Source organism: Streptomyces speibonae, from assembly GCF_984686075.1.
Genome location: NZ_OZ480260.1, coordinates 2,413,848 through 2,435,011 on the forward strand (window position 1 = coordinate 2,413,848; position 21,164 = coordinate 2,435,011).

General features: G+C 71.1%; 15 protein-coding genes and 1 pseudogene. 3 read left to right on the forward strand and 13 right to left on the reverse strand.

Annotation, left to right across the window (positions count from 1 at the left end; translation table 11 throughout):
- Positions 1-44: 44 nt before the first annotated feature.
- From AC5L3C_RS10550 to AC5L3C_RS10575, 6 genes and pseudogenes are all read right to left on the reverse strand, one after another.
- Positions 45-410, reverse strand: a pseudogene (locus AC5L3C_RS10550) (agmatine deiminase family protein); the annotation flags it as partial.
- A gap of 123 nt (positions 411-533) precedes the next feature.
- The gene (locus tag AC5L3C_RS10555) at positions 534-1,622 is read right to left on the reverse strand and encodes a branched-chain amino acid aminotransferase (protein ID WP_493648632.1); all 1,089 of its coding nucleotides are present in this window, start codon (positions 1,620-1,622) and stop codon (positions 534-536) included.
- Between the two features lie 252 nt (positions 1,623-1,874).
- A complete protein-coding gene (locus tag AC5L3C_RS10560; protein ID WP_493648634.1) occupies positions 1,875-2,918 on the reverse strand; it encodes a 3-isopropylmalate dehydrogenase in 1,044 nt (347 codons plus the stop codon).
- A gap of 68 nt (positions 2,919-2,986) precedes the next feature.
- Complete coding sequence (locus AC5L3C_RS10565) at positions 2,987-3,118, reverse strand: hypothetical protein (protein WP_493648635.1); 132 nt, start codon at positions 3,116-3,118, stop codon at positions 2,987-2,989.
- Positions 3,119-3,424: 306 nt separating this feature from the next.
- On the reverse strand, positions 3,425-5,056 hold the full coding sequence (pruA, locus tag AC5L3C_RS10570; protein WP_493648637.1) for an L-glutamate gamma-semialdehyde dehydrogenase: 1,632 nt from the start codon (positions 5,054-5,056) through the stop codon (positions 3,425-3,427).
- A gap of 33 nt (positions 5,057-5,089) precedes the next feature.
- Positions 5,090-6,016, reverse strand: coding sequence for a proline dehydrogenase family protein (locus tag AC5L3C_RS10575; RefSeq protein ID WP_493648639.1), 927 nt, complete (start codon positions 6,014-6,016; stop codon positions 5,090-5,092).
- 169 nt (positions 6,017-6,185) lie between these two features.
- On the opposite strand from AC5L3C_RS10575, the gene AC5L3C_RS10580 reads away from it, so the two are divergent.
- On the forward strand, positions 6,186-7,409 hold the full coding sequence (locus tag AC5L3C_RS10580) for a PucR family transcriptional regulator (RefSeq protein WP_493648641.1): 1,224 nt from the start codon (positions 6,186-6,188) through the stop codon (positions 7,407-7,409).
- On the opposite strand, the gene AC5L3C_RS10585 is transcribed toward AC5L3C_RS10580, so the two are convergent.
- Complete coding sequence (locus AC5L3C_RS10585; protein ID WP_493648643.1) at positions 7,390-7,980, reverse strand: TetR/AcrR family transcriptional regulator; 591 nt, start codon at positions 7,978-7,980, stop codon at positions 7,390-7,392. The genes AC5L3C_RS10580 and AC5L3C_RS10585 overlap by 20 nt on opposite strands.
- 110 nt (positions 7,981-8,090) lie before the next feature.
- On the opposite strand from AC5L3C_RS10585, the gene AC5L3C_RS10590 reads away from it, so the two are divergent.
- The gene (locus AC5L3C_RS10590) at positions 8,091-9,638 is read left to right on the forward strand and encodes an MFS transporter (RefSeq protein ID WP_493648645.1); all 1,548 of its coding nucleotides are present in this window, start codon (positions 8,091-8,093) and stop codon (positions 9,636-9,638) included.
- Positions 9,639-9,692: 54 nt separating this feature from the next.
- Here AC5L3C_RS10590 and serA read toward each other — a convergent pair whose 3' ends face one another.
- The 6 genes from serA to AC5L3C_RS10620 all read right to left on the reverse strand — a co-directional run bounded on the left by serA (position 9,693) and on the right by AC5L3C_RS10620 (position 19,663).
- The gene (serA, locus tag AC5L3C_RS10595; protein ID WP_125504061.1) at positions 9,693-11,294 is read right to left on the reverse strand and encodes a phosphoglycerate dehydrogenase; all 1,602 of its coding nucleotides are present in this window, start codon (positions 11,292-11,294) and stop codon (positions 9,693-9,695) included.
- Positions 11,295-11,564: 270 nt separating this feature from the next.
- A complete protein-coding gene (ilvC, locus tag AC5L3C_RS10600) occupies positions 11,565-12,563 on the reverse strand; it encodes a ketol-acid reductoisomerase (protein ID WP_493648648.1) in 999 nt (332 codons plus the stop codon).
- Between the two features lie 119 nt (positions 12,564-12,682).
- Positions 12,683-13,207: an acetolactate synthase small subunit gene (ilvN, locus tag AC5L3C_RS10605; RefSeq protein ID WP_030216544.1), complete on the reverse strand. Its 525-nt coding sequence runs from the start codon at positions 13,205-13,207 to the stop codon at positions 12,683-12,685.
- 21 nt (positions 13,208-13,228) lie between these two features.
- Complete coding sequence (locus tag AC5L3C_RS10610) at positions 13,229-15,079, reverse strand: acetolactate synthase large subunit (protein WP_125504063.1); 1,851 nt, start codon at positions 15,077-15,079, stop codon at positions 13,229-13,231.
- Between the two features lie 230 nt (positions 15,080-15,309).
- Positions 15,310-18,312, reverse strand: a complete 3,003-nt coding sequence (locus AC5L3C_RS10615) for a putative bifunctional diguanylate cyclase/phosphodiesterase (protein WP_493648652.1) — start codon at positions 18,310-18,312, stop codon at positions 15,310-15,312.
- Between the two features lie 394 nt (positions 18,313-18,706).
- Positions 18,707-19,663: a 2-hydroxyacid dehydrogenase gene (locus AC5L3C_RS10620; protein WP_493648653.1), complete on the reverse strand. Its 957-nt coding sequence runs from the start codon at positions 19,661-19,663 to the stop codon at positions 18,707-18,709.
- A gap of 74 nt (positions 19,664-19,737) precedes the next feature.
- Between AC5L3C_RS10620 and AC5L3C_RS10625 the strand changes: the two genes are divergently transcribed.
- Positions 19,738-20,736, forward strand: a complete 999-nt coding sequence (locus tag AC5L3C_RS10625; protein ID WP_493648654.1) for an aldo/keto reductase — start codon at positions 19,738-19,740, stop codon at positions 20,734-20,736.
- Positions 20,737-21,164: the final 428 nt, after the last annotated feature.

The window sequence follows — 21,164 nt, forward strand, 5'->3', positions numbered from 1 at the left end:
TCGGCTGCTGCTGGGTGATGCAGTGGAGCAGTCGGCCCAGTGTCCGTGCCGAGGCGGGCGTGGATCTCCCGTTCGACCTCCTCTCGCGGGACCAGCCGGGGTCGCGTTCGGGGCCGCCGAGTTGCACAGGTCCCGGTGAGCAGCACCGTGCCCCCGTACTCCCAGCGGGCCCGCGGCTGGGCGCCCCAGCCGTTGAAGGTCCAGTCGACGGCCGCTTGCCGCACACCGTCGTGACCGGCTCGAAACGGCGCACCGCGCGGGCCACCGAGGCCCGGGCGGTGCGCGCGGCGCCCAGGTCTCCGGGGCCGGCGAAGGCGTGGACGGGGCCGGGCCGTCCGGATGCGCTCGTGCGGGGTCCACTCCGCGGGCACACGGAAGCCGGTCTCCCGCCGTCGCGCGAGGGCCCGCAGGTTGGCGCTCACGGCCGGGGGGAACGCGTACTTCCCGGCCCGTCCGGCGCCGGCGGACGGGACGGACCGTGTGAACCGGGACGGGTCACCGGCGGGGCGGCCCCCCGGTGACCCGTCGACGCCCTACGCCAGCCGGTGCATCCAGCCGTGCCGGTCCTCGGCCGTGCCCCGCTGGATGTCGAGCAGCGCCCGGCGCAGCCGGAGGGTGACCTCACCGGGCTCGCCCCCGCTCTGCTGCCACTCGGCGCCCTGCCGCTTCACGGTGCCGACCGGGGTGATGACGGCGGCCGTACCGCAGGCGAAGACCTCGGTGAGGCTGCCGTTCTCCGAGTCGCGCTGCCACTGGTCCACGGAGACCCGCTCCTCGACCGCCTCGTAGCCGAGGTCGGCGGCCACGGTCAGCAGGGAGTCACGGGTGACGCCCTCCAGGATCGAGCCGCTGAGCGTGGGGGTGACGATCTTGTCGCCGTACACGAAGTACAGGTTCATGCCGCCGAGTTCCTCGACCCACTTGTGCTCCACGGCGTCGAGGTAGCAGACCTGGTCGCAGCCCTTGGTGGCGGCCTCGGCCTGGGCGAGCAGGGAGGCCGCGTAGTTGCCGCCGGTCTTGGCGTCGCCCATGCCGCCGGGGACGGCGCGCACCCGGTCCTCGGAGACCCAGATGGAGACCGGCTGCACGCCGCCCGGGAAGTAGGCGCCGGCCGGCGAGGCGATGACCAGGAAGAGGTACTCGTTGGCCGGCTTCACACCGAGCCCGACCTCGGTCGCGATCATGAACGGGCGCAGGTAGAGGGACTCCTCGCCACCGTGCGCCGGCACCCACGCCTTGTCCTGGGTGACCAGCGCGTCGCACGCCTCGACGAAGGCCTCGACCGGCAGCTCGGGCATGGCGAGCCGCCTGGCGGACCGCTGGAAGCGCTCGGCGTTCTTCTCGGGGCGGAAGGTGGCGACGGAGCCGTCGGGCCGGCGGTAGGCCTTGAGCCCTTCGAAGATCTCCTGCGCGTAGTGCAGCACGGTGGTCGCCGGGTCGAGCGAGATCGGCGCGTACGGGACGAGCCGGCCGTCGTGCCAGCCGCGGCCCTCGGTCCACTTGATCGTCACCATGTGATCGGTGAAGTGGCGGCCGAAGCCGGGGTTGGCCAGGATCGCCTCGCGCTCTGCGTCCGAGAGCGGCTGGGCCGAGGGCTTGAGCTCGATCATGGGCGTCGTCATGAGTGATTGTCCTTCACCGGTTGTAGTGATGGGCCGCGCACACCTCCGTACGGCCGGTGGCCAGTACTAGGACGTCCGAGCATTCCCTCATTCCGCGGCTCCGCGTTCGATTATCGCCCGGAGGCGGCGGCGGGAGAAACCGGATGAAGGCGGCCCAGTGGGTCGATGGTGGCACCCGGCGGGGACAGGGGGAAGCCGCCGGGCGCGATCGCGACCCGGCGGCTTCGAGTGTTCTCGAACAGACGCGCCGGGTCAGCCGGCTACTCGCGCCGCGAGGGCGTCGCCGATCTCCGCGGTGCTGCGGGCGGGCAGGCCGGCGCGCTCCGCGAGGTCGGCGGAGACGGCGTCCTCGATGCGGGCCGCCTCGGCGTCGTGGCCGAGGTGACGCAGGAGCAGGGCGACGGACAGGACCGTGGCGGTGGGGTCGGCCTTGCCCTGGCCTGCGATGTCCGGGGCCGAGCCGTGCACCGGCTCGAACATGGACGGGAAGGCGCCGGAGGGGTTGATGTTGCCGCTCGCGGCGACGCCGATGCCGCCGGAGACGGCCGCGGCGAGGTCGGTGATGATGTCGCCGAAGAGGTTGTCGGTGACGATCACGTCGAAGCGGGCCGGGTCGGTGACGAGGTAGATCGTCGCGGCGTCGACGTGGATGTAGTCGGTGGTGACCTCCGGGTACTCCTCGGCCACCTTGTTGAAGATGTTCGTCCACAGGTGGCCGGCGAAGGCCAGCACGTTGTTCTTGTGGACGAGCGTGAGCTTCTTGCGCGGGCGGGCCTGGGCGCGGGCGAAGGCGTCGCGGACCACGCGCTCGACACCGTAGGCCGTGTTGACGGAGACCTCGGTGGCGACCTCGTGCGGGGTGCCCTTGCGGATGGTGCCGCCGTTGCCGGTGTACGGGCCCTCGGTGCCCTCGCGCACGACGATGAAGTCGATCTCGGGCCGGCCGGCGAGCGGGGAGTCCACTCCGGGCTGGAGCTTGCTCGGCCGCAGGTTGACGTGGTGGTCGAAGGCGAAGCGGAGCTTGAGCAGGAAGCCGCGCTCGAGCACGCCGGACGGGACGGAGGGGTCGCCGATGGCGCCGAGCAGAAGGGCGTCGTGCCGCTTCAGCCGGTCGAGGTCGGCGTCGGTGAGGGTCTCCCCCGTGGCGTGGTAGCGCTTGGCGCCGAAGTCGTACTCCTGGGTCTCCAGCTTCACATCCTGCGGAAGAACGGCGGAGAGGACCTTCAGGCCTTCGGCCACGACCTCCTGGCCGATGCCGTCACCGGGGATCACTGCGAGATTGATGCTGCGAGACATGCGGGGCACCCTACTCCTCGTCCCACGGGATGACATGCGGCGTCCGGCATACGGACGCCGTGGGCGTGTCAGTGGCCGGTCGAGCCGCCGTTGTCCCTGCGGTCGAGGGAGCGCTGGAGGGCGGCCGCGGCGTTCCTGCGGTCAAACTCGCTGGTGCGGGGGGTGTGACGGACGCGGCGGCGGACAGTCGTCTCGGCCATGGGGCATCGACTCCTTCGGCATGCGTGGAGTGCGGAAAAGGGGAGTGACGAGACACCGAGGAGAGGCGGGGAGCGGCGGGCCGCAGGGGTTGCCTGCACCGGGCCCGGCTCACGACCGCCGTTCGCTGGATCGAGCGAATCGTTCGGCTCCTACAAAGCTAGAGGAGCGCACCGCGTCTGTCTGCACGATTACTCGGACTTCCTACTATCTGAGACGGTGGACCTCGTCACACCGCTCCCACCTGCGAAAACACTGGACGGGCCAGGTCGGGGGGAGACCTGGCCCGTCCGGTTTCGGGGTGGGCGTCAGCCCATGTGCGGGTAGGTGTAGTCGGTCGGCGGGACCAGCGTCTCCTTGATGGCGCGGGTCAGCGTCCAGCGCATCAGGTTCTGCGGGGCCCCGGCCTTGTCGTTGGTGCCGGAGGCCCGGCCGCCGCCGAAGGGCTGCTGGCCGACGACGGCGCCGGTCGACTTGTCGTTGATGTAGAAGTTGCCGGCCGCGTAGCGCAGCTTCTCCATCGTGTACGCCGCCGCCGCGCGGTCGCCCGCGATGACCGAGCCGGTCAGGGCGTAGTCCGACACCGACTCCATCTGGGTCAGCATCTCGTCGTACTTCTCGTCGTCGTACACGTGCACGGCGAGGATCGGGCCGAAGTACTCGGTGCGGAACACCTCGTTCTCGGGGTCGCCGCACTCGATGACGGTCGGGCGGACGAACCAGCCCTCGGAGTCGTCGTAGGAACCGCCCGCGACGATCGTGCAGGAGGGGTCCTCCTTGGCGCGGTCGATCGCGGCCTTGTTCTTGGCGAAGGACCGCTCGTCGATGACGGCGCCGATGAAGTTCGACAGGTCGGTGACGTCACCCATCCTGATGCCGTCCACCTCGGCCGCGAACTCCTCCTTGAAACCGGAGTTCCAGATCGACGCCGGGATGTACGCCCGGGAGGTCGCCGAGCACTTCTGGCCCTGGTACTCGAAGGCACCGCGGGTGAGCGCGGTCTTGAGGACCGCCGGGTCGGCGCTCGGGTGGGCGACGACGAAGTCCTTGCCGCCGGTCTCGCCGACCAGGCGCGGGTAGGTGCGGTACTTCTCGATGTTCTGGCCGACCGTCTTCCACAGGTGCTGGAAGGTCCTGGTCGAGCCGGTGAAGTGGATGCCCGCCAGGTCGCGGTGCTCGAGGGCGACCTCGGAGACCGCGATGCCGTCGCCGGTGAGGAGGTTGATGACGCCCTTGGGCAGGCCGGCCTCCTCCAGCAGCCGCATCAGCAGCACGGCGGCGTGGGTCTGGGTGGGGGACGGCTTCCAGACCACCACGTTGCCCATCAGCGCGGGCGCGGTGGGCAGGTTGGCGGCGATGGCGCTGAAGTTGAACGGCGTGATCGCGTAGACGAAGCCCTCGAGCGGACGGTGGTCGAGGCGGTTCCACACACCCGGGGAGTTGGCCGGGGGCTGCTCGGCGAGGATGCCGCGCGCGTAGTGGACGTTGAAGCGCCAGAAGTCGACCAGCTCGCAGGGGCTGTCGATCTCGGCCTGCTGGGCGGTCTTGGACTGGCCCAGCATGGTCGAGGCGGCGATGGTCTCGCGCCAGGGACCGGCCAGCAATTCGGCGGCGCGCAGGATGATCGCCGCGCGGTCGTCGAAGGACATCGCGCGCCACGCGGGCGCGGCGGCCAGGGCGGCGTCGATGGCGTCCTGGGCGTCCTGCTGGGTGGCGTTGGCGTAGGTGCCCAGGCGCGCCTGGTGGTTGTGCGGCTGCACCACGTCGAAGCGCTCACCGCCGCCCATGCGCTTCTCGCCGCCGATGGTGCAGGTGAGGTCGATCGGGTTGTCGGCCAGCTCCTTGAGCTTGGCCTCCAGCCGGGCACGCTCGGGCGTCCCGGGGGCATAGCCGTGCACCGGCTCGTTGACGGGGGTGGGGACCTGGGTCACAGCGTCCATGGGTTCCGTAACTCCTTATCTGAGCGGTGTGGTTCAGCCCTTGGTGATCATGCTTCGGACGAAGAACCGCAGGTTCGCCGGCTTCTCCGCCAGTCGCCTCATGAAGTAGCCGTACCAGTCCGTGCCGTAGGCCGTGTAGACGCGCATGCGGTGGCCCTCGGCGGCCAGCCGCAGGTGCTCGTCACTGCGGATGCCGTAGAGCATCTGGAACTCGTACTCGTCGGGCTTTCGCCCGGCGGTGCGGGCCAGTTCCTGGGCGATGGAGATCAGACGCGGGTCGTGGGACCCGATCATCGGGTACCCCTCGCCCTCCATCAGCGTCCGCAGGATGCGCACATACGCCTTGTCGATCTCGTGCTTGTGCTGGTGGGCGACTTCGGCGGGCTCCTTGTAGGCGCCCTTCACCAACCGTACGCGACTGCCCGCCGCGGCGAGGCGGCGCGCGTCCTCCTCGGTGCGGAAGAGGTAGGCCTGGATGACGCAGCCCGTCTGCGGGAAGTCCTTCCGCAGTTCCTCGTGGATGGCGAACATCGAGTCCAGGGTGGTGTGGTCCTCCGCGTCCAGCGTGACGGTGGTGCCGATCCCGGCGGCGGCCTCGACCACGGGGCGCACGTTGGCGAGCGCCAGCTCGTGGCCGCCGGGGAGTGCTTGGCCGAACATCGAGAGCTTCACCGACATCTCGACGCCGGCGCCGAGCTCCAGCGGCGCGAGCCGCTCGATCAGCTCCAGGTAGGCGTCGCGGGCGGCGGCGGCCTGCGCGGGGGTGGTGATGTCCTCGCCGACGACGTCCATCGTGAGTTCGAGTCCGCGGGAGGTGAGCTCCCGGATGATCGGCAGCACCTCGTCGACGGTCTCACCGGGGATGAAGCGGTCCACGACCTGTTTGGTCCCCGGGGCCGCCGAGATCAGGCGTCGCATCCGGTCGCTGCGCGACGCGGCGAGAATCACGGGACCCAGCACGGGGCACCTCCACAAGCTGCGTGAGGCCGTCGCCCGACGCTTCGGGTACGGCACGGAGAACCACCGTGAAACCTAAGGATGACCCCGATCGTGGGCCATCGACAGCTGTCACGCATCCGTGCGCCGGATCTCAGACAGATGTATGAAGGCCCCGGGACTTTGGGGCAGAATGCCCCGGGTGACGTCGGAACACAGGGATGACTACCAGGAGCTGGTGGACGAGATCTCGGAGCTGCTGGGCGCTCCGGCGACCCTGGAGAACCGGGATTTCGAGCTGATCGCCTTCGGGGCCTACGACAGCGAGGGCGACCTCGATCCGTCCGCGCTGGACCCGGTGCGCACCCGCTCGATCCTCACCCGCCGCTCGACGGCGGGCGTCCGCGCCTGGTTCGAGGGCTTCGGCATCACCCGCGCGACCGGCCCGGTGCGCATCCCCCGCACCCCGGAGGCGGGCGTGCACCGGGGACGCATCTGCCTGCCGGTACGCCACCGTTCGGTGGTCCTCGGCTACGTCTGGCTCCTCGACTACGACCCGGGCCCCACACCGGAGCAGCTGGACGCGGCCATGCGGGTGACGGCGCGGATCGGGGCGCTGCTCGCGGACGAGGCCCAGCACGGCGCCGACCTCACCCGGGAGCTGCGGGCGGTGCTGACCGCCGAGCGGGGCTGGCAGCGGGACATGGCGGTCGCCGAGCTGCGCACCGCCCTGGGCACCCGCGCCGACGGGCCGCACACGGTGGTCTGTGTCGCCCCCTGGCCGTCCGCCGATCCCGACGACGCCCCGTCGGTCCGCACCGTCCCGGGGGCGACGGCGCTGTGCACCCTGCCCTGGAGGACGACGGATCTGTCCCTGGCCCTCCTGCTGCGGCTGCGCTCGACGGACGTCCTGGCCCCGGCGACGATCGCCGCCTCCCGGCTGCTGGAACGGGCGCGGGACGGCGGCCGGGACGGCGGCCGGGACGGCGGCCGGGGCAGCGGTCCTTCCGTGGCCGCCGGGATCGCCGCACCCCGGTCCGGCCTGGCCGACCTGGGCACGGCCTGGGAGGAGGCGTCGGCGTCGGCCCGCGCGGCGCTGGCCGAACCGCGGCTGGGACCGGTCGCCCAGTGGACGTCCATCGGCGCCTTCCGCCTGCTGACCGCGCTGTCCCCGGGCGCCGCCCGCGATCCCGCCGTCAGCCCGCTGTTCTCCCCCGCCCACAGCGAACTGGCCCGCACCGCCGAGGTCTATCTCGACTGCGCGGGCCAGGCCGGCCGCACGGCCGCCGAGCTGGGCATCCACCGCCAGACCCTCTACTACCGCCTCTCGCGGATCGAGCAGCTCACCGGCCTGGACCTGGACGACGGGGAGGACCGTCTGCTGCTGCACATGGCGCTCAAGGCGCACCGTCTGTAGCGGCCGCCTCGATCACCCGGCGCAGACCGGCGGTCAGCCGCGCGCCGTCCGGCGCCGACTTCGGATCGAAGGTCCACTGGGCGATGAGGCCGGTCATCAGGGTCATGTAGAACTGGCCGAGGGTGTCCGCCTCCTCGTCCGAGACGTCCTGCTCGCTGCCGCCCATCAGCAGCGGGATCAGCCCCCGTCCGGCCTCCCGCTGCGCCGCCGCCAGCCGTTCGCGCACCTCGGGCAGCCGGTCGCCGAGGGTGAGGGCCTCCATGCTGAGCCGCCAGACGGAGCCGGGGTCCTTCATGGTGCCGATGATGTTGGACCAGGCTCGCTCAAACCGCTCCAGGGAGCCCGGCGGGGCGGCGTCCACCGTCCCGTCGCCCTCGAAGGCGTCCCCCATCCCCTCGACCAGCGCCACGTAGGCCTGCGCGAGCAGGGCGTCCTTGGACCCGTAGTGGTAGCCGATGGACGCCAGGTTGGTCCCCGACTCCTTGACGATGTCGCGCGCCGTGGTGCGCGCGAACCCCTTGGCGAGCAGGCAGCGCTTGGCGCCCTCGAGCAGATCCTCACGGTGTCCCATGGCGCCACCTTACCCGCGATTCCATACATCCGTCTTAGACGTCAGTCTTATACGTGAGTCTTATACGTTCGTTCTAGACAGGCGTATAAGACGTGCGTACAGTCCGGGGCATGACGACGAAACCGCCCCGCGCCGGCCGCCGTGAGTGGACCGCGCTCGCCGTGCTGATGCTTCCGTTGCTGCTGGTCTCGATGGACGTCTCCGTCCTCTACTTCGCGATCCCGGAGATCAACGCGGACCTGCGGCCGAGCGGCACGCAGCAGCTGTGGATCTTCGACATCTACGCCTTCGCCGTGGCCGGTCTCCTGATCACCATGGGCTCGGTGGGCGACCGGATCGGGCGCCGCAGGCTGCTGCTGATCGGCGCCGCCGCGTTCGGCGCCGCCTCCTTGATGGCGGCGTACGCGCACAGTGCCGAGACCCTGATCGCGGCCCGCGCTCTGCTCGGCATCGGCGGTGCCACCCTGATGCCCTCCACGCTGGCCCTGGTGCGCACGCTCTTCCTGGATCCCGCGCAGCGGGCGGGGGCGATCGCGATCTGGTCCGCCGTGATGACGGCGGGCGTGGCGCTCGGCTCGGTGCTGAGCGGGCTGCTGGTGGAGTTCTTCTGGTGGGGCTCGGTCTTCCTGGTGAACCTGCCGGCGATGGCCCTGCTGCTGGTCCTCGGCCCGCTCCTGCTGCCGGAGTCCAGGGACCCCGGTCCGGGCCGCTTCGACTGGCCGAGCGTCCCGCTGTCCATGGCCGCCGTGCTGCCGGTCATCTACGGGCTGAAGGAGATCCCGTCCGAGGGCTGGAACGAGCGGTACGTCGTGTCGGTCACCGTGGGCCTGCTCTTCGCGGCCCTGTTCGTGTACCGGCAGCGGACGGCCGCCTCCCCGATGATCTCCCCGGCGCTGTTCCGCGGCCGCGGTTTCGGCCCGGCCGCCGCCCTCAACCTGGTCACCATGTTCGGGATGATGGGCTCGGCGTTCTTCACCACGCAGTACATCCAGTCGGTGCTCGGCAAGAGCGCTCTGGAGGCGGCCCTGTGGGCCCTGGTGCCGTCGGTGCCCATCGGCTTCGCGGCCCCCTTCGCGGCCCGTCTGGTGCAGCGGGGCGTCAACCGCGCCCATGTGGTGACGGCGGGCTTCGCCACCGCCGGGTGCGGTTATGTGCCGCTGGCCCTCGTGGGCACGGACGACCTGGCGTTCGTCCTGGTCGCCTGCGGTGTGCTCGCCATGGGCGTCACCGCGGTGACGTCCCAGATCATGGACCTCGCGCTGGGCGCCGCCCCGGTGGAACGGGCGGGCTCCGTCTCCTCCCTGATGGAGACCGGCGCCGAATTCGGCGGGGCGCTGGGCATGGCGTCCCTCGGCTCCATCGGCACCGCCGTGTACCGGGACGGGATGCCGGAATCCGCTCCGGCGGCGGCCCACGAGACGCTGGGCCGCGCGCTCGCCGTCGCCGGACGGCTGCCGGGGGAGGCGGGGGACGCCCTCGCGGCGGCGGCCCGGGAGGCCTTCACGCAGGGGATGAACGCGGCGGCGATCGCGGGTGCCGCGGTGTTCGCCGGGGCGGCGGTCCTGGCGTCGATGACGCTGCGCCGGGTGCGGGTGCGTCCGGAAACGCCCACGGAAAACGCCGGACCGGCTGACGCATTCAGCCGGTCCGGCGTGTGAAAAACGAACCCGTCAGGACGAACGGGGGGACCCGGGGGCAGCGCCCCCGGGTTCTCAGACCAGGTTGACGCAGCGGGCGGAGGTCGCCCCGATCTCCGCAGACAGCTCACCCAGCACCGCCGGGGAGACCGTGTCGTCCACCGTCAGCACGGCGAGCGCCTCGCCGCCGACCGTGGCACGGGCCACCTGCATACCGGCGATGTTGATGCCCGCTTCGCCGAGGATGCGGCCCACGGTGCCGACGACGCCGGGACGGTCCTCGTAGCGCAGGACGACCATGTGGTCGGCGAGCGCGAGGTCGACGTCGTACTCGCCGACCGCGACGATCTTCTGGACGTGCTTGGGGCCGGCCAGCGTCCCGGAGACCGAGATCTCCTCGCCGTCGGCGAGGGTGCCGCGCACCGTGACGACGTTGCGGTGGTCCGCCGACTCCGAGCTGGTCGTCAGCCGGACCTCGACGCCGCGCTCCTGGGCGAACAGCGGGGCGTTGACGTAGGACACGGTCTCGTCGACGACGTCCTCGAAGACGCCCTTGAGCGCCGAGAGTTCGAGCACCTTCACATCGTGCTGAGTGATCTCGCCGTACACCTCGACGTCGAGGCGGACGGCGACCTCACCGGCGAGCGCGGTGAAGATCCGGCCGAGGCGCTCGGCGAGCGGCAGACCCGGCTTGACGTCCTCGGCGATGACACCGCCCTGCACGTTCACCGCGTCCGGGACGAGCTCGCCGGCGAGCGCGAGGCGCACCGAGCGGGCGACGGCGATACCGGCCTTCTCCTGGGCCTCGTCGGTGGAGGCGCCGAGGTGCGGGGTGCAGACGACCTGGTCGAACTCGAAGAGCGGGGAGTCGGTGCAGGGCTCCTTGGCGTACACGTCCAGGCCGGCGCCGGCGACGCGACCCTCCTTGAGCGCCGAGTACAGCGCCTCCTCGTCGACGATGCCGCCGCGCGCGGCGTTGATGATGCGCACGCTCGGCTTGACCTTGCGCAGCGCCTCGTCGCCGATCAGGCCGAGGGTCTCGGGGGTCTTCGGCAGGTGGACGGTGATGAAGTCGGAGACCTCCAGCAGCTCGTCCAGCGACAGCACCTTGACGCCCATCTGCGCGGCCCGCGCGGGCTGCACATAGGGGTCGTAGGCGACGACCTTCATGCCGAAGGCGGACATGCGCTGCGCGACCAGGGCGCCGATCCGCCCCAGACCCACGACACCGAGGGTCTTCTCGGCGAGTTCGACGCCCGTGTACTTGCTCCGCTTCCACTCGCCGTTCTTCAGCGCGGCGTTGGCCTGCGGGATGTTGCGCGCGGTGGCGACGATCAGACCGCACGCGAGCTCCGCGGCGGTGACGATGTTCGAGGTGGGGGCGTTGACGACCATCACACCGGCCTTGGTGGCGGCGGAGACGTCCACGTTGTCGAGACCGACACCGGCGCGGGCGACGACCTTGAGCCGCTTGGCGGCGGCGATCGCCTCGGCGTCGACCTTGGTGGCCGAGCGGATCAGGATCGCGTCCACGTCGGCGATGGCGGGAAGCAGTTCCGCGCGGTCCGCGCCGTTGCAGTGCCGGATCTCGAAGTCCGGGCCGAGCGCGTCGACGGTGGCGGGCGACAGCTCTTCAGCGATGAGTACCGTAGCTTTTCGACTGGGGTACGAGCTCACGTGAGTCCTCACAAGTCCAATGCGGACGGCCGTCCCGACGGCCGCAGGCGGTGAAGAAGTGCTAGCCGCGTGGAAGACGCACGACGCTGTGGGCCTGACGCGTTTGTTGTTCAGCAGTCTAGTGGCGCCGAGGGCGTCGTCTTACGCCGCTTCGGAAGGATCACCCGTCCGTGGGGGGGGGACGGGATGGACAACGCCGTACCACCGACGTTACCCCGAGTTCGCCCGAAGGGCCGGAGCAGTGCCGCTCCGGCCCTTCGGGCGTGAGGCTCACGCCTCCTCGTCGACCCAGCTCATGAGCTTGCGCAGCTCCTTGCCGGTGGTCTCCAGCAGGTGCTCGGAGTCCTGCTTCTTGTACTCGTTGTACTTCTTCAGACCGCCGTGGTACTCGTCCATCCAGTTGCGGGCGAAGGTGCCGTCCTGGATCTCGGCGAGGACCTTCTTCATCTCGGCCTTGGTGGCGTCGGTGATGATGCGCGGGCCGGTGACGTAGTCGCCCCACTCCGCGGTCTCGGAGATCGACCAGCGCATCTTCTCCAGGCCGCCCTCGTACATGAGGTCCACGATCAGCTTCAGCTCGTGCAGGCACTCGAAGTAGGCGATCTCCGGCTGGTAGCCCGCCTCCGTCAGCGTCTCGAAGCCCGCCTTGACCAGCGCCGCGGTGCCACCGCACAGGACGGCCTGCTCGCCGAACAGGTCGGTCTCGGTCTCCTCGGTGAAGGTCGTCTTGATGACGCCCGCGCGGGTGCCGCCGATGCCCTTGGCGTACGACAGGGCCAGCGCGAAGGCGTTGCCGGTGGCGTCCTGCTCGACGGCGGCGATGCAGGGAACGCCGCGGCCCTCCTCGTACTGACGGCGCACCAGGTGGCCCGGGCCCTTGGGGGCGACCATGCAGACGTCCACGCCGGCCGGGGGCTTGATGAAGCCGTAGCGGATGTTCAGACCGTGGCCGAAGAACAGCGCGTCGCCGTCCTTGAGGTTGTCCTTGATGTGCTTGTCGTAGACCTCGGCCTGGATCGGGTCCGGGACGAGGATCATGATGACGTCGGCCTCGGCGGCGGCCTCGGACGGGCTCACCACGCGCAGTCCCTGCTCCTCGGCCTTGGCCTTGGACTTGGAGCCCTCGTGCAGACCGACGCGCACGTCGACGCCGGAGTCGCGCAGCGACAGGGCGTGGGCGTGACCCTGGCTGCCGTAACCGATGACCGCGACCTTGCGGCCCTGGATGATGGACAGGTCGGCATCGGCGTCGTAGAACAGCTCGGCCACTTTGGGTTCTCTCCTTGAGTGCAGGTGTTGCGTCCCACCGTATGACGGCTGGGGGAGGGGAAGGTGGGGAGTCTCGGAATACGGGCGGCCGTTTCGCGTCCGGACGCCCGTTCCGTGTCTTACGCCGACCGGTCCAGGGCGCGCAGCGACCGGTCCGTGATCGAACGGGCACCGCGTCCGATCGCGATCGTGCCGGACTGGACGAGTTCCTTGATGCCGAAGGGCTCCAGCATCTTCAGCATGGCCGACAGCTTGTCGCTGCTCCCGGTGGCCTCGATGGTCACGGCCTCCGGCGAGACGTCCACGGTCTTGGCGCGGAACAGCTGGACGATCTCGACGATCTGGGACCGCGTCTCGTTGTCGGCGCGCACCTTCACCAGAACGAGTTCGCGCTGGACGGCCTGCCCGGGTTCCAGTTCGACGATCTTCAGGACGTTGACGAGCTTGTTGAGCTGCTTGGTGACCTGCTCCAGCGGGAACTCCTCGACGCTCACCACGATGGTGATGCGGGAGATGTCGGGGTGCTCGGTGACCCCCACGGCGAGCGAGTCGATGTTGAAACCGCGGCGGGAGAACAGGGCGGCGATCCGGGCCAGGATGCCGGGGGTGTTCTCCACCAGGACGGAGAGCGTGTGCTTGGACATGTTCTGCTTCCTTTACGGCTCTCAGTCGTCTTCGTTGTCGCCGAAGTCGGGGCGGACGTCCCGGGCGGCCATGATCGTGTCGTTGGAGGTGCCGGCGGCGACCATCGGCCACACCATCGCGTCCTCGTGGACGATGAAGTCCACCACGACCGGGCGGTCGTTGATCGCGTTCGCCTCCTCGATGACCTTGTCGAGGTCGGCGGGGTCCTCGCAGCGGATGGCGTGGCAGCCCATGGCCTCCGACAGCTTGACGAAGTCGGGGACCCGGGTGCCGGCGCTCTTCTCCCCGGCGTCCTGGCCGGGGCCGGAGTGCAGCACCGTGTTGGAGTACCGCTGGTTGTAGAAGAGGGTCTGCCACTGGCGGACCATCCCGAGGGCGCCGTTGTTGATGATGGCGACCTTGATCGGGATGTTGTTCAGGGCGCAGGTGGTGAGCTCCTGGTTGGTCATCTGGAAGCAGCCGTCGCCGTCGATCGCCCAGACCGCCCGGTCGGGGGCGCCGGCCTTGGCGCCCATGGCGGCCGGGACCGCGTAGCCCATGGTTCCGGCGCCGCCGGAGTTCAGCCAGGTGGCGGGCTTGTCGTACGCGATGAAGTGCGCCGCCCACATCTGGTGCTGGCCGACCCCCGCCGCGAAGACCGTGCCCTCGGGGGCCAGCTGCCCGATGCGCTCGATGACCTGCTGCGGGGAGAGCGAGCCGTCCTCGGGCAGGTCGTAGCCGAGGGGGTAGGTCTCGCGCCAGCGGTTGAGGTCCTTCCACCAGGCGGTGTAGTCGCCGCGGTTGCCCTCGGCGTGCTCCTTCTGGACGGCCTGGATGAGGTCGGCGAGGACCTCGCGGGCGTCACCGACGATCGGCACGTCGGCGGCGCGGTTCTTGCCGATCTCCGCCGGGTCGATGTCGGCGTGGACGATCTTGGCGTACGGGGCGAAGCTGTCCAGCTTGCCGGTGACGCGGTCGTCGAATCGGGCTCCGAGGGCGACGATCAGGTCGGCCTTCTGCAGCGCGGTGACGGCGGTGACCGAACCGTGCATGCCCGGCATCCCCACGTGCAGCTCGTGGCTGTCGGGGAATGCGCCGAGTCCCATCAGGGTGGTGGTGACGGGAGCTCCGGTGAGTTCCGCGAGGACCTTCAGCTCGGCGGTGGCGCGGGCCTTGAGGACACCGCCGCCGACGTAGAGGACCGGCCGCCGGGCGGCGGTGATCAGCTTGGCGGCCTCCCGGATCTGCTTGGCGTGCGGCTTGGTGACGGGCCGGTAGCCGGGCAGGTCCATGGTGGGCGGCCAGGAGAAGGTGGTCTTCGCCTGGAGGGCGTCCTTGGCGATGTCGACCAGCACCGGGCCGGGGCGGCCGGTGGAGGCGATGTGGAACGCCTGCGCGATCACCCGCGGGATGTCCTCGGCCTTGGTCACCAGGAAGTTGTGCTTGGTGATCGGCATGGTGATGCCGACGATGTCCGCCTCCTGGAAGGCGTCCGTGCCGATCGCCTTGGAGGCGACCTGGCCGGTGATGGCGACCATGGGCACGGAGTCCATGTGCGCGTCGGCGATCGGGGTGACCAGGTTGGTCGCGCCGGGTCCTGAGGTGGCCATGCAGACGCCCACCCTGCCGGTGGCCTGCGCGTAGCCCGTGGCCGCGTGGCCGGCGCCCTGCTCGTGGCGGACCAGGACGTGGCGCACCCGGGTGGAGTCCATCAGCGGGTCGTAGGCGGGAAGGATCGCACCGCCGGGAATGCCGAATACCGTGTCGGCGCCGACCTCCTCGAGAGAGCGAATGAGGGACTGCGCACCCGTGACGTGCTCGACGGGTGCGGACTGTCCTCCGGATCGGGGCCGCGGCTGCGGGTGATGGGCCCCGGTGGCCTGCTCGGTCATCGGCTTCTCTTCTCGATGCTGAGGGTTTTTGCGAAGTTTGTACGGGTTACGCGTGCTGCTCGGCAGGTGCCTGTGCAACAAAAAACCCCTCGTGCCATGAGGCAAGCGAGGGGAAGCGCGTCGGGCTGGTGGTCGCTGAGCGATCGGGCTCAGCGTCGGCCGACGCGCTGTCCAAGTACGAGAATTCGGGTGCGCATGGCACTGACCCTCTCCCCGGCGCACGTCCACTGTCAAGTGGGTGGGACGGGAGTCTCACCATGTGAGCGCAGTACCGTACCGCCTTTGAGCACGGCGGTCACTCCTGTGGCGTAGACGCCCGAGCCGCCGCCCGCGAGCACGGGCTCGGGCTCGGCCGGCCCGTGCGGCACCGGGTAGTGTCCGGCGGTCAGCGCTCTGCGCAGCCGGTACTCGTCCAGCGGCCCGGAGAAGGCCATGCCCTGGCCGTGCGTGCAGCCCATCGCGCGCAGCGCCACGGCCTGCTCGGGCAGGTCCACGCCGACCGCCACGGACTGCATGCCGAGGTCGGAGGCGATGCGCAGCAGCCCGCAGGTGATCTTGTACAGGCGGGCCGACTCCACGACGCCGTCGACCAGGCTGCGGTCGAGTTTGAGCGTGTCGACGGGGAGCCGCCTGAGGGCCGTGATGGCCGCGAGGCCGCCGCCGAAGCCGTCCAGCGCGATCCTCACGCCGAGCCGCTTGAGCACCGCCAGCCGGCGCTCCAGCTCGTCGAGCGGGACCCGGGGATCGGTGTCGGCCAGCTCGACGATCAGGGAGCCGGAGGGCAGCCCGTGCCGGGTGAGCAGGGACTCGACCGAGCCGAGGGGCACCGAGCGGTCCAGCAGCCGGCGCGCGCTCAGCCGGACGGCCACCGGGACGGGCAGTCCCGTCGCATGCCGCTCGGCGGCCTGCTCCACTGCCTCCTCCAGCACCCAGCGGCCCAGCTCGGCGGCCTTCTCACTGTCCTCGGCCACCCGCAGGAACTCCTGGGGCGTGAAGAGCACACCCTGCGACGAGCGCCAGCGCGCCTGCGCGCACACCGCCGTGATCCGGCCGTCCGCGAAAGACACCACCGGCTGGTGCAGCAGGGCGAACTCGCCGTGGTTCAGCGCCGCGCGCAGCCGCGTGGCGAGCTCCGCCTTGCGGATGACGTCCTGCTGCATCTGCGGCCGGTACAGCTCCACCCGGCCCTTGCCCGCCGCCTTCGCCCGGTACATGGCGAGGTCGGCGTTGCGCAGCAACTCGCCCGCGCCGAGGCCCGGTTCGGCGAAGGCCACGCCGATGGAGGCGTTGACCCGGACATCGTTGCCGTCGATGAGGTAGGGCTGGGACAGGGTTGCTCTGAGACGGTCGGCGAGCTCCAGCATGTGCCGCTCCCGGGCGTCCCGGTCCCGGACACCGTCCCCGGTGATCAGGGCAGCGAACTCGTCGCCGCCCAGCCGGGAGGCGGTGTCGCCCTTGCGGACCGCGTCCTGGAGTCTGCGGGCGGCCTGGACGAGCAGTTCGTCCCCGGCCTGGTGCCCGATGGTGTCGTTGACGCCCTTGAAGCCGTCGAGGTCGATGAAGAGCACGGCCGTGCCCCGGAGGGCGGCCCCGCGGTCGGAGGCGCGGCGGCCGGACAGCGCCTGCTGGACGCGCCGGGTGAACAGGGCACGGTTGGGCAGGTCGGTGAGCGGGTCGTGCTCCGCGTTGTGCTGGAGCTGGGCCTGGAGCCGTACTCTCTCGGTCACGTCACGGCTGTTGAAGATGAGGCCGCCGTGGTGCCGGTTGACGGTCGACTCGACGTTCAGCCAGCCTCCCCCGCCGCCGGACCGGAAGCGGCACTCGATGCGGGTCGTGGGTTCCTCGACCGGGTCCGCCGCAAGGAAGCGGCGCACCTCGTGCACCACGCTGCCCAGGTCCTCCGGGTGGATCAGCGCGGCCAGTTCCGTCCCCACCAGGTCCTCCGCGGAACGGCCGTACACGCCGGCGGCGGCCGGGGAGACGTAGCGGAGGATGCCGCTGGGCGCGGCGATCATGATGACGTCGCTGGAGCCCTGGACCAGGGAGCGGAAGTGGTTCTCCGCCTGCGCCAGCTCCTGGGTGAGGGTGATGTTGTCGAGCAGCATGATGCCCTGGCGCACCACCAGTGCCAGCACCACGGTCCCGCCGGTGATCAGCACCACCCGGTCGACGCTGCGGCCGTTGAGGACGTTGTAGAGGATCCCCAGGGTGCAGACGGCCGCGGCGAGGTAGGGCGTGAGCGCGGCGAGGGATCCGGCGATCGGCCGGGAGGGCGGATACCGGCCGTGGTCACCGCCGGACGCGGGCAGGTGGGTGTGGTCCGGCACGCCGTGCCGCCCCGGGAGGTGCTCCCGGACCACCCGCGTGTGCCCCTCCCGCTCGGGCCTGCCGCAGCGCGGCGCGGTCCACGGGGCGTACGCCAGCAGCAGCGAGCCGGCGAACCAGCCGGCGTCGAGCAGCTGGCCGGAACGGTACTCGGCGTGCAGCAGCGGCGAGGTGAACAGGGCGTCGCACATCACGGTGAGCGCGAGGGCGCCGATCGCGGTGTTGACCGCGGAGCGGTTCACCGCCGAGCGCCGGAAGTGCAGCGCGAGCACCATGCTGACCAGGGCGATGTCCAGCACCGGGTAGGCCAGGGAGAACGCGGTGTGCGCGACGCCGGGGCCTTCGGCCTGGGCGGCCTGGGCGAGGGCGAGGCTCCACGCGAGCGTGAGCAGGGAGCCGCCGATCAGCCAGGAGTCCAGGGCGAGGCAGACCCAGCCGGCCTTGGTCACGGGCCGTTTGGCCAGCACCAGCAGGCCCACGATGGCGGGCGGCGCGAAGCACAGGAAGAACAGGTCGGCGTAGCTCGGGCTGGGTACCGGGACGCCCAGCACGACCTCGTACCAGCCCCAGACCAGGTTGCCCACGGAGGCCATGGCCGAGGAGAGGCCGAACAGCAGCCATGCGGGTCGAAACCGGGTGCGCGGGCTGCGGGCGTAGACGATGCAGGACACGGCGGCGGCTCCGGCGGCGGCGCTCAGCCCGAAGTCGCCCATGATCAGCGCGAGTTGCTCGGAGCCCCAGCCGAGCGCGGCACCGACGCCGTACGCCGCGCACACACCGGCCAGGACGAGCTGTGCCACCAGTCCCGGCCGGCGGTCGACCGCGGGCACGGCGGGGAGCGGCCTCCGCACGGGGGGCTGCGGGCGCAGGGCTCCGTCGAGGGTCTGGGTCGATGTGGGGGCGCTCACCGGTACCTCCCGGTGCGCGCCGCTCCCGGATCCCTCGGCCGCCGGAACACCGGGGGGACATGCCTCCTGCGGCCCGCCTGCCGGTGGTGCGGGCCGGGGCCGTGCCGGGTGTGGGGCCTGCCGTGGTGACCGCGACGGGGTGCGCCCGCGCTCTCCTGTCGTCGCCGACGGCTCCGCCGCGTCGGATCGCTCGTCCATAGGCCGTGCATCGCCCGTCGCCCCCCTCGCAGTCTCCGTGTCCATCCCCCGCGCCGTTGGTCAGCGGCGCAGCCCCTGTCGGGACGATACACCAGTATCGTCACTCAGGGACATAGGCTCTCTACGCTCCGTAACGATCAACTGATGTATGAGTACCCACCGCGCCCGAAAAAACGCGCACGGTACTCGAAGCGGACTAGTCGCGTTCCGCTCCCGTCACCAGGACCACGTTGCCGAGCTCCTCCTGGTTCACGAAACGGCGCAACTGATCCCGCAGCAACCGCTCGGCGCGCGGCAGGAACGCGGACGTGGGTCCGCCGACGTGCGGGGTGATGAGCACGCCGGGGGCCCGCCACAAGGGGTGTTCCGCGGGCAGCGGCTCGGGATCGGTGACATCGAGGGCCGCGGTGATGCGTCCGCTCTCCACCTCGGTGAGCAGCGCCTTGGTGTCGACGACGGCTCCGCGGGCCACGTTCACGAGGAGGGCGCCGTCCTTCATACGGGCCAGGAACCCGGCGTCCACGAGGTGCCGGGTGGCCTCGGTGAGCGGGGTGGACAGGACGACGACATCGGCTTGCGGAAGCAGGGAAGCAAGTTCGGTGAGCGGATGCACCGGCCCGCGCTCCGTTGTGCGCGCGGAGCGCGCGACGCGCGCCACCCGCGCGAGCTCGAACGGAACGAGCCGGTCCTCGATGGCCGCGCCGATCGAGCCGTAACCCACGATGAGTACGGTCCTGTCGGCGAGCGCGGGCCGGAACGCCCCGCCCCGCCACTCCCCCTCGTCCTGCGCCCGCACGAATTCGGGCAGACCGCGCAGCGAGGCCAGGATCAGCGCGAGCGTGAGCTCGGCGGTGCTGGCCTCGTGGACTCCGCGCGCATTGCACAGCCGCACGCCCTCGGACAGATGCCGCAGCCCCGGCTCCACGTTGTCGGTGCCGGCCGACAGGGTCTGCACCACCCGCACCGACCGCATCAGCGGCATCGGCCGCACGGCGACCTCCGACGGCTTCATGTACGGCACGACGTAGAAGGCGCAGTCGGCCGGGTCGGCGGGGTAGTCCTCGTCGCCGTTCCAGAAGAGGTAGCGCGGTCCGTCGGGGAGGCCGTCGATCTCGTCCGGCGGGATGGAAAGCCATACGTCAGCAGCAGTCATGGTCGGGAGGCTAGTTCAGGCGCTGTCCGCGGCAGAGGTTAGGTTGGGGGCCGGAGAGGGAGGGTCACGAGCAGGTGGAGCGCAGGACGATCGGCGCGGCGGCGCTCGCGGTGGGGGCCGTCGGACTCGGATGCATGCCGATGAGCTGGGCCTACAGCACGTCCCGGCAGCGCGGCGAGGAGTCGCTCCGGGCCGTGCACCGGGCGCTGGACGCGGGCTCGACCCTCCTGGACACCGCCGACATGTACGGCCCGTTCACCAATGAGCTGCTGCTCGGCCGGGTGCTGAAGGAGCGGCGCTCCGACGCCTTCGTGTCGACGAAGGTCGGCCTGCTGGTGGGCGACCAGCACATCGTGGCCAACGGGCGCCCCGGGTACGTGAGAAGGGCCTGCGACGCGTCGCTGCGCCGGCTCCAGACGGACGTCATCGACCTGTACCAGCTCCACCGCGCCGACCCGGAGGTCCCGGTGGAGGAGACCTGGGGCGCGATGGCGGAGCTCGTCCAGGCCGGGAAGGTGCGGGCGCTGGGGCTCTGCGCGGTGGGCGCGCGCTCGTCCCGGCGGCCGGGGGCGCGGCTGCACGACGCGACGATCCGGCAGTTGGAGCGGGTGCAGCAGGTCTTCCCGGTGAGCGCGGTGGAGGCGGAGCTGTCCGTGTGGTCACCGGAGGCCCTGGAGACGCTGCTGCCGTGGTGCGAGGCCCGGGGGGTCGGCTTTCTGGCCGCGATGCCGCTGGGCAACGGCTTCCTGACGGGGACGCTGACGCCGGGGGTGGGCTTCGAGGCGGACGATCTGCGGGCCCGGCACCCCCGCTTCACGGCCGAGATGATGGCCGCGAACCAGCCCCTCGTGGTCGGCCTGCGCCGCGTCGCCCGCCGCCACGGCGAGCACGTCACCCCGGCCCAGGTGGCCCTGGCCTGGGTGCTGAGCCGGGGCCGCCAGGTCATCCCGGTCCCCGGCACCAAACGGGAACGCTGGGCCGCGGAGAACGCGGCGGCGGCGGCCCTGCACCTGACGGAACAGGACCTCACGGACATCGCATCGCTACCGGCGGCACAGGGGTCGTGGGACTGATCCTGGGCTCCCGGCACTGTGGGACCGAGGTGGTCGAGGGGTGCGGAACCGGGGTCGCGGGACCGAGGAGGCCGAGAGGAGCCCGGAACCACGGGGTCAGGGGCGCGAGCCCGAAAGGTATGGGGCAGCGCTGGACGGGGGCTGCGGAAGCGCTGGATTCCGAGGTCCAGCGATACGCGGGACCGGGAACCCGAGGAAGCGCGAGGCTGAGGGCTCGGGGGACGCGGAGACCGCGGTACCGGGCAGACGGGAAACCCGGCAGCCCGAGTAGGCGCGCCTGCCGGTTGCCCCGGGGCCCCTTGCCGCTCGGCACCGGGGCCCGGCTCGGAACCCGGAGCGCCGGGAAACCCGGCATTCCGAGGCCGGGCGGACGCAGAATCCGGGAGTCCGAGGGAACGCGGGGCCGCGAACCCGGGGAGGCCCGGGGC